At 44.5% G+C, this 602-nt stretch carries 1 pseudogene; it reads left to right on the plus strand.

Annotation, left to right across the window (positions count from 1 at the left end):
* Positions 1-602, plus strand: a pseudogene (locus ACNQO6_RS18400) (YadA-like family protein); the annotation flags it as partial.

A 602-nucleotide genomic window follows, 5' to 3' on the forward strand; every position in this document is an offset into this window, starting at 1 on the left:
ATTACCAATGTTGCTGACGGTTCAATTGCCAATGGTTCTAAAGATGCCGTGAACGGCGGTCAGATCAAGCATATTTCTGACAGCATCAAGAACAGCATCGGTGGTAACACCACGGTTAATCCGGACGGTAGCATCACGACGAATAACATTGGTGGTACAGGTAAAAACAACATCAATGATGCAATCAGCAATGTGAAAGACGCTGCAACCAAAGCGAAAACCACAGTGACTGAAGGCGACAACATTGTTGTTAAAGAAACGACCAATAAAGATGGCAGTACCAACTACGAAGTATCGACCAAGAAAGACCTGACCTTAGACAGCGTAACGACTGGCGACAGCGTATTGAACAACAATGGCTTGACCATCAAAGATGGCCCAAGCATCACTAAAGATGGCATCAATGCAGGTAATAAAGTCATTACCAACGTTGCTGACGGTTCAATTGCCAATGGTTCTAAAGATGCCGTGAATGGCGGTCAGATCAAGAATATTTCTGACAGCATCAAGAACAGCATCGGTGGTAACACCACGGTTAATCCGGACGGTAGCATCACGACGAATAACATTGGTGGTACAGGTAAAAACAACATCAATGATGC

Origin of the sequence: Acinetobacter calcoaceticus (assembly GCF_051947995.1) — a bacterium.
In the GTDB taxonomy this organism is placed as follows: domain Bacteria; phylum Pseudomonadota; class Gammaproteobacteria; order Pseudomonadales; family Moraxellaceae; genus Acinetobacter.